The organism is Halomonas sp. KM-1 (assembly GCF_000246875.1).
GTDB classification, from domain to species: domain Bacteria; phylum Pseudomonadota; class Gammaproteobacteria; order Pseudomonadales; family Halomonadaceae; genus Halomonas; species Halomonas aerodenitrificans.
This window is the reverse complement of sequence record NZ_BAEU01000010.1, coordinates 1-6,887: the sequence shown is the minus strand read 5'-3', so window position 1 is coordinate 6,887 and position 6,887 is coordinate 1. Positions and strand designations below refer to the sequence as shown.

General features: G+C 64.8%; 7 protein-coding genes and 1 pseudogene. 1 reads left to right on the top strand and 7 read right to left on the bottom strand.

The window, feature by feature from the left end; translation table 11 throughout:
• The 7 genes and pseudogenes from B8115_RS00575 to B8115_RS00545 form a co-directional block, all read right to left on the bottom strand.
• Nucleotides 1-191, bottom strand: a pseudogene (locus B8115_RS00575) (poly(3-hydroxybutyrate) depolymerase); the annotation flags it as partial.
• Nucleotides 192-200: 9 nt separating this feature from the next.
• Nucleotides 201-884 carry an FKBP-type peptidyl-prolyl cis-trans isomerase gene (locus B8115_RS00570; protein WP_010625780.1) on the bottom strand — a complete coding sequence of 228 codons (684 nt, stop codon included), beginning with the start codon at nt 882-884 and terminating at the stop codon, nt 201-203.
• A gap of 153 nt (nt 885-1,037) precedes the next feature.
• Nucleotides 1,038-1,481, bottom strand: a complete 444-nt coding sequence (locus B8115_RS00565; protein ID WP_010625779.1) for a universal stress protein — start codon at nt 1,479-1,481, stop codon at nt 1,038-1,040.
• Nucleotides 1,482-1,507: 26 nt separating this feature from the next.
• The gene (locus B8115_RS00560; protein ID WP_010625778.1) at nt 1,508-2,791 is read right to left on the bottom strand and encodes a TRAP transporter large permease; all 1,284 of its coding nucleotides are present in this window, start codon (nt 2,789-2,791) and stop codon (nt 1,508-1,510) included.
• A gap of 25 nt (nt 2,792-2,816) precedes the next feature.
• Nucleotides 2,817-3,404 carry a TRAP transporter small permease gene (locus B8115_RS00555; RefSeq protein ID WP_010625777.1) on the bottom strand — a complete coding sequence of 196 codons (588 nt, stop codon included), beginning with the start codon at nt 3,402-3,404 and terminating at the stop codon, nt 2,817-2,819.
• A 142-nt stretch (nt 3,405-3,546) separates the two neighbouring features.
• Nucleotides 3,547-4,566: a TRAP transporter substrate-binding protein DctP gene (gene dctP / locus B8115_RS00550; RefSeq protein ID WP_010625776.1), complete on the bottom strand. Its 1,020-nt coding sequence runs from the start codon at nt 4,564-4,566 to the stop codon at nt 3,547-3,549.
• Nucleotides 4,567-4,667: 101 nt separating this feature from the next.
• The gene (locus tag B8115_RS00545) at nt 4,668-5,192 is read right to left on the bottom strand and encodes a TIGR02444 family protein (RefSeq protein ID WP_083861741.1); all 525 of its coding nucleotides are present in this window, start codon (nt 5,190-5,192) and stop codon (nt 4,668-4,670) included.
• A gap of 78 nt (nt 5,193-5,270) precedes the next feature.
• On the opposite strand from B8115_RS00545, the gene B8115_RS00540 reads away from it, so the two are divergent.
• Nucleotides 5,271-6,887 (top strand): ABC-F family ATP-binding cassette domain-containing protein (locus B8115_RS00540; RefSeq protein ID WP_010625774.1); only part of this gene is annotated, 1,617 nt, incomplete at its 3' end.

The following is a 6,887-nucleotide window of genomic DNA, read 5'->3' as shown; positions in this document are numbered from 1 at the left end:
ACGGCCACGCCGGTGAAGCGCTCCGGCCAGGCAACGGCCAGCTGGGTGGCCATGTAGCCACCCGAGGAGACACCGATCACGCTGACTCCCTCAGGCTCGATGCCGAGCCGGGGCAGTTCCTGCAGGCGCTCGGCGGCCTGCGCACCGGTCGCCAGCAGCAGGCCGGCGACCAGTAGTGACGAGGCTCTCATGGCGTCGCGTCACTCCATGACGTCGAGCAGCTCGACGCGGAAGATCAGCGTCTCGTTGGGGCCGATGGGGCCCTGGCCCTGGGCGCCGTAGCCCAGCTCCGGAGGAATGAACAGCATCCAGGTGTCGCCCACGCTCATCAGCTGCAGAGCCTCCTGCCAGCCCTCGATCACCTGGTCGACGCGGAAGCTCAGCGGCTGGCCGCGCTCCAGGGAGCTGTCGAACACCGTGCCGTCGACCAGAGTGCCTTCGTAGTGCACTTCCACATGGTGGCTGGGCCCCGGGCTTTCGCCGTCGCCGCTCTCCAGTACCTCGTACTGCAGGCCCGAGTCGGTGGTGGTGACCTCCTCACGCTCGGCATTCTCGGCCAGGAAGGCCTGACCTTCGGCGAGGTTGCGCTCGGCCAGCTGCTCGGCTTCGGCCTGGCGGGCCGCCAGCGCGTCCTGCTGGAACTGGCTTAGTGTCTCGGCCATCTCATCGGCGCTCATGGCCGTGTCGTTACCCTCGATGATGTCACGAATGGCAGCGCTGAAGGCGTCGACATCGAGCTCGGGATACTCCTGGGCGATGCTCTGGCCGTAGGCGATGCCGAGGCTGTAGCTGAGACGCTCATCCTCTGTCTCCGGCGCAGCCAGGGCGAAAGGCGCCGCGGCCACCAGGGCAGCCAGGGAGGCGGAAGTCAGCAGTGTCTTCATGCAGAGTCCTATCGAATAGTCTTGGGCGATTGATCGTTGGGCGATTTGTACTGCGCTCCCTTGGGAGCGGTCGGCTCGATAACAGTACTCGGACTCTATCAGGGCGGGGCCGGTTCCGCACATGCATGGTGCATGACGAACCCGGCCTGCGGGTCACACCACCAGAGTGGGGCAGTGGGCGGCTCCCGCCACCCGTTGCGCCACGCTGCCCAGCAGCAGGCTCTTCTCGCCGTTGGTGCCTTGGGCGCCGACCACGATCAGGTCGCACTCACGCTTGCGCGCGAAGCGCACGATGGTGCGCGAAGGCTGACCACCCTTGACGAAGGCGCGCAGCTTGTCGGGGTCGGCCCCCAGCCCCACCGCCTCGCTCTTGGCCTGCACGGCGATTTCGGTGGCGTACGCCTTTAGCGCATCGTCGGGGATGTCGAGCTTCGCCGGACGCACCATGGAGAGCGAGGCCTCCAGCAGGCTGTGGTGCTTGAACACGCACAGCACGTAGAGCTCGGCGCCGGTCAGCAGGTGCAGGCCCACTGCCTTCTTCAGCGCCTTCAGGGCGCCCTTCGAACCGTCCACCGGTATCAGTATGCGATTGAACATCTCAGCGTCTCCTCAGCATCGGGCCGCTAGCGGAAGGCCATGTCGCGCAGGAACAGGGCGATCTGCGGGAACATGATGATCAGCGCAGCCGACAGGATCAGCATGAAGACGAAGGGCGGCGTGCCGCGTATCACCTCCCAGTAGGGTCGTTTGAAGATCGCAATGGCGGTGAAGATGTCGCAGCCGAAGGGTGGCGTCGCCGAGCCTATCGCCACCTGCAGCGTGATCAGCACGCCCACCAGGACCGGGTCGAGACCGGAGGCGGCGATGGCCGGGGCGAAGATCGGCGTCAGCACCAGGATCACCACGATGGGGTCGACGAACATGCAGGCGATGAAGAAGGCCACGCAGATGGCGATCAGCACGCCGACCGGCCCCGCCTCGTTGATGCCGAACGCCTCGAGCAGGGTCTGCGGGATCTGGGCGAAGGAGATGATCCAGGAAAAGCCGTTGCCCACCGCCACCAGAATGAACACCACCGCGGTGATCAACCCGGTGGACTTGGCGATGGAATACATGTCCGACATCTTCAGTGAGCGGAAGATCACGAATTCGAGCAGCACGGCATAGAGCACGCAGGCCGCGGCGGCCTCGGTGGGGCTGAACACACCACCATAGATGCCGCCCACGATCAGAACCGGGAAGCCCAGCGGCCACAATGAGTCGCGTAGTGCCAAGGCACGCTCTTTCCAGGTGGCCTTGGGCTCGGTGGGAACCTTGTGGATGATGGCGTAAAAAATGCTGTAGACCGAGAACATGGCAAGGATCAGCAGCCCTGGGCCGATGCCGGCGATGAACAGCTCGCGGATGGAAGTGCCCGAGATGACGCCGTAGATGATCATGCCGATGCTCGGCGGTATCAGAAAGGCGATGTCGCTGGAGTTGATGATCAACGCCAGGGTGAAGGGATCCTTGTAGCCAGCCTTGAGCATGCGCGGGCGCAGCGGCGAGCCCACCGCCACCACGGTGGCCTGAGTGGAGCCCGATACGGCGCCGAACAGGGTGCAGGAGGCCGCGGTACTGACGGCCAGGCCGCCCTTGATGTGGCCGACGAAGCTCATGACCAAGCCGATCAGACGGCCGGCCGACTGGCCGCGGGTCATGATGTCGGCGGCGAGGATGAACATCGGCACGGCGATCAGCGCCGTGGGCCGGATGCCGCCCATCATCTGCTGGATGAGGGTTTCCATCTGACCCATGCCGCCGAAGGTCATGTAGAAGCCGACGAAGGCCGCCGTGGCCAGGGGAATCATCATCGGAAACCCCAGCAGCAGCAGCACGATCATGATGGAGAGAATGATGGCTGTCATGGTTATTGTTCCTTGTCGCCCTGCGTCAGACTTCCGTCTCGGTATCCTTGTAGCCGTCGACCACATGGGTCGACAGATAGACGTCGCGTGAAGTGAGGTTCTTGAACGCGGTGAGCAGATACTGGATGCCGGTGATGGCGAAGCCGATGGGTACCCAGAGATAGATCGTCCACACCGGGATGCTTAGCGAGGGCAGCACCCGGCCGCGTCCGTAGAGCGTCTGGATGTAGCCGATGGAGAAGTAGCAGAGCACGAACATCACCAGCGCGGTGAACAGGCAGATGAAGATCATCAGGGTGCGACGGCCGCCGGTGGGCAGAGCGTCGTAGAAGGCGGACATGCGGATATGGCGGCCGTGGCGCGCCGCATAGCCGATGCCGGCGAAGGTGATCATGATGATCAGGATACGGTTGATCTCTTCGGCGAAGTGCAGGCTCTCGCCGAAGGCGAAACGGCTGATCACGTTGGCAACGGTATTGATCGCCATCAGGATCACACCCATGGCCAGGATGATGGCCTCGACGCGGCTGATCCAGGTATCGACGACGCCGAGGGGGCCGGGGAGCGTGGAACGGTAGTTCTTCTCGGCGATGTCTTCTTCACTCATGTCCATGGCGGCAGGCTCCAGGCTCCGCTGCGCGGGATGATGCGCAGAGTCGGGTTGGGTTGAGTCTCGGTCGGGTAGCCGTCCAAACGCCGAGGGGGCAGCCGACCGGCTACCCCCTCGCATGCTTGCACGTCGAATCGCTCGCGGCTTACTCGTCGCCGGTGACGGCTTCGAGGTCTGCCTTGAACTGCTCGAGGAGTTCGCGACCGCGATCGCCGGTCATCTCAATGAAACGTTCCTCGACCCGCGGTGCACGCTCACGGAAGGCCTCGATCTCGTCCTCGTCGAGACGTGTCACGGTGACCTCGTCGGAGGCGGCCTGGATCTTCTCCAGCGATTCGTCGGCCAGGCCGGAGATGTGCTCCATGGTGTGCGCGTAGGCCGCCTCGGCGGCGTCACGCACCAGTTGCTGCTCCTCCTCGGAGAGGCCGTCGAAGAAGTCCTGGTTGGCCATCATCGCGGTGGTGAACCAGCCGTGACCGGTGAAGACCAAGTGCGGGGACACCTCATAGAGACCGCCGGATTCGATCCAGAAGATCGGGTTCTCCTGACCCTGGATGATGCCGGTCTGCAGGCCGCCGTAGACCTCACCCCAGGGCAGTGGGGTCGGCGTGGCGCCGAAGGCACGATAGGTCTCGGAGAGCAGCGGGTTGGTCATGGTGCGGATGTTCTTGCCGCGCAGGTCTTCCGGAGTGCGGATCGGCTCATCCACGGTGATGACCATCTCGCCTTCGGGGTACATCTTGAGCAGCTCCAGGCCCTGTTCGGCATAGAGCTCCGGGAACATCTCGTTGATCGCCACGCTCTCGTCGAAGAACTGCAGAACGGTCTCTTCGTCGGTGGGCAGCAGATAGGGGATGAAGAAGATCTGGGCTTCGGGAATCAGGGCGCCGGTGAAGCCGGGCGACTGGTTGACGAACTGCAGGATGCCGGCCTGGGTCTGCTCCATGATATCGTCGGATTCACCCAGCTCGCCGAAGCGGTAAATCTGGACGGTATTATCGGAGTTTTCCTCGATGTACTCCTTGAAGGCGACGGCGAAAACGTCCTGAACGTCACCTTCGAATTCCTCATGCGCATAGCGCCAGTTGGCGGAATGGGCGGCAGCCGACATGCCGAACAGCAGTGCGCCGATACTGGCAGTGGTCAACAGCTTGGTTGCCTTCATTATTATGTTCTCCTTGCAGGTTTGGCCCGTGAAATAAGCGGCATCGACAGGCATTGGTAGCCACAAAACGCTACACATCTTTTTTCAGGCTAGCGTGCCGCCTACAGAGGGTCAAGCTGGCATTCGAGGGTTTGAACCGCCAAAAGTTGCTCTTTTTTCTGTAATTTCCAGCGACTTGCAAGGGAATTTTCGAGGTTGGGAGTGGCGGCGGACAGGGCCGTCGGCGGCGTCGTGCGCAGGGCCAGATGCTGTAGTCGCAGCAACGTTTCGCGTTCGGCTGCAAGCTCGGCCTGCTGAATGCAGCGGCGCACCTCGGCGGTGCCGGGGTCGTGGGCGGCCTGGGCCTTCAACTGTCGGCGCAGCGTCCGCAGCGGCACCGTCACCTCGTCCTGCCAGCGGCGTATCGCTGACAGTTCGTCGGGCTCTCCGGCAGGCGCCAAGCCGTGACGATGCAGCCAGCAGCGCCACAACAGCTCGCAGACATCGACACCGGCGTCATCCTGCAGCAGCAGGCAGGCCGCCTCCACCCCGGGGCGGGCATAGAAGGAGAGGGCGAAGTCCCACAGCGGGTCGGCGGCAAGCCCGGCCCGCAGAGACGCCATGGTTGCGGTAGAATCGTTGCTCATGTTTCGGATGTCGCCGCCGCTGTCTCGATAGTGAGCACCGGGCCGCGACCGTACCCTGTATCGCCAGTTGGAGCCTGCATGATTGCACTGCGCCAGGTTGCCCTGCAACGCGGCACCCAGACCCTGCTCGAGGAAGCCGAACTGACCCTGCACGCCGGCCACAAGGCCGGTATCGTCGGCCCCAACGGTGCCGGCAAGTCCAGCCTGTTCGGGCTGTTGCTGGGCACGCTTGCCCCCGACCGCGGCGAGATCGAGATGAGCGGCGGCCAGCGCATCGCCCACATGGCCCAGGAAGTCGATGCCCTCGACCGACCCATCGTCGATTACGTGCTCGACGGCGACCACGAGCTGCGCCGGACCGAGGCCGCTCTGGAAGAGGCGCGTCGCCAGGGCGATGCCAACCGCGAAGCCGAGCTGCACGGCCACATCGAGGCGCTGGACGGCTACAGCGCGCCGTCGCGGGCCGCTCAGCTGCTGATCGGGTTGGGCTTCGGCCAGGCCGATCTGAGCCGCCCGCTCTCGGCCTTCTCCGGCGGCTGGCGCATGCGCGCCAACCTGGCGCGCACCCTGTTCATGCCGTCGGATCTGCTGCTGCTCGACGAGCCCACCAACCACCTCGACCTCGACGCCCTGCTGTGGCTCGAGCAGTGGCTGGTGCGCTACCCCGGCACCCTGCTGCTGATCTCCCACGACCGCGACTTTCTCGACGCGGTATGCGACCACATCGTCCATTTCGACCGGCGCCGGCTGGTGCTCTACCGCGGCAACTACTCCACCTTCGAGCGTACCCGCGCCGAGAAGCTGGCGCTGCAGCAGGCCGAGGCGGCCAAGCAGCAGGCCCGGCGCGAGGAGATCGAGCGCTTCGTGGCGCGCTTCAAGGCCAAGGCGAGCAAGGCGCGCCAGGCCCAGAGCCGCATGAAGATGCTCGAACGCATGGGCGACATCGCCGTGGCCCACGCCGACTCGCCGTTCCACTTCACCATTCCCTCATCGGACAAGACCTCGCATCCGCTGCTGGTGCTCGACCAGGCGCGGCTTGGCTACCGCGACGCCGCAGGCGAAGAAAAGCTCCAGCTCGATGAGGTCAAGCTGACCATCCTGCCGGGGCAGCGCATCGGTCTGCTGGGGCCCAACGGGGCCGGCAAGTCGACACTGATCAAGTCGCTGATCGGTGAGTTGCCGCTGTTGGCGGGCAAGCGTATCCCGGGCGAGCATCTCGCCGTGGGTTACTTCGCCCAGCATCAGCTCGAGGGGCTCGACATGGCGGCCACGCCGTTCATGCACGTGCAGCGGCTCTCGCCTACCGCGAGCGACCAGTCGATCCGCACCTTCCTCGGTGGCTTCGGTTTCCAGGGCGACGACGCCTTCGGCGAGGTGGGGCGCTTCTCCGGCGGCGAGAAGGCGCGCCTGGCGTTGGCCCTGGTGGCCTGGCGCAAGCCCAACCTGCTGCTGCTCGACGAGCCCACCAACCACCTTGACCTGGAGATGCGCGAGGCGCTCACCGAGGCGCTGGCCGCTTTCGAGGGCACGGTGATTCTGGTCTCCCACGACCGCCACCTGCTGCGTGCCACCGTCGATGAGTTCTGGCGCGTGGCCGACCATCGCGTCGAGCCCTTCGACGGCGACCTGGAGGACTATCGCGCCTGGCTCAAGGCGCGGTTGGAGGGCGAGCGGCGCGAGGCGCGCTCGCGATAT

What these genes read in the sequence shown, in the direction of transcription:
- B8115_RS00545 (WP_083861741.1), bottom strand. Translation starts at nt 5,192, where the DNA reads ATGAGCAACGATTCTACCGCAACCATGGCGTCTCTGCGGGCCGGGCTT.
- dctP (WP_010625776.1), bottom strand. Translation starts at nt 4,566, where the DNA reads ATGAAGGCAACCAAGCTGTTGACCACTGCCAGTATCGGCGCACTGCTG.
- B8115_RS00570 (WP_010625780.1), bottom strand. Translation starts at nt 884, where the DNA reads ATGAAGACACTGCTGACTTCCGCCTCCCTGGCTGCCCTGGTGGCCGCG.
- B8115_RS00555 (WP_010625777.1), bottom strand. Translation starts at nt 3,404, where the DNA reads ATGGACATGAGTGAAGAAGACATCGCCGAGAAGAACTACCGTTCCACG.
- B8115_RS00560 (WP_010625778.1), bottom strand. Translation starts at nt 2,791, where the DNA reads ATGACAGCCATCATTCTCTCCATCATGATCGTGCTGCTGCTGCTGGGG.
- B8115_RS00565 (WP_010625779.1), bottom strand. Translation starts at nt 1,481, where the DNA reads ATGTTCAATCGCATACTGATACCGGTGGACGGTTCGAAGGGCGCCCTG.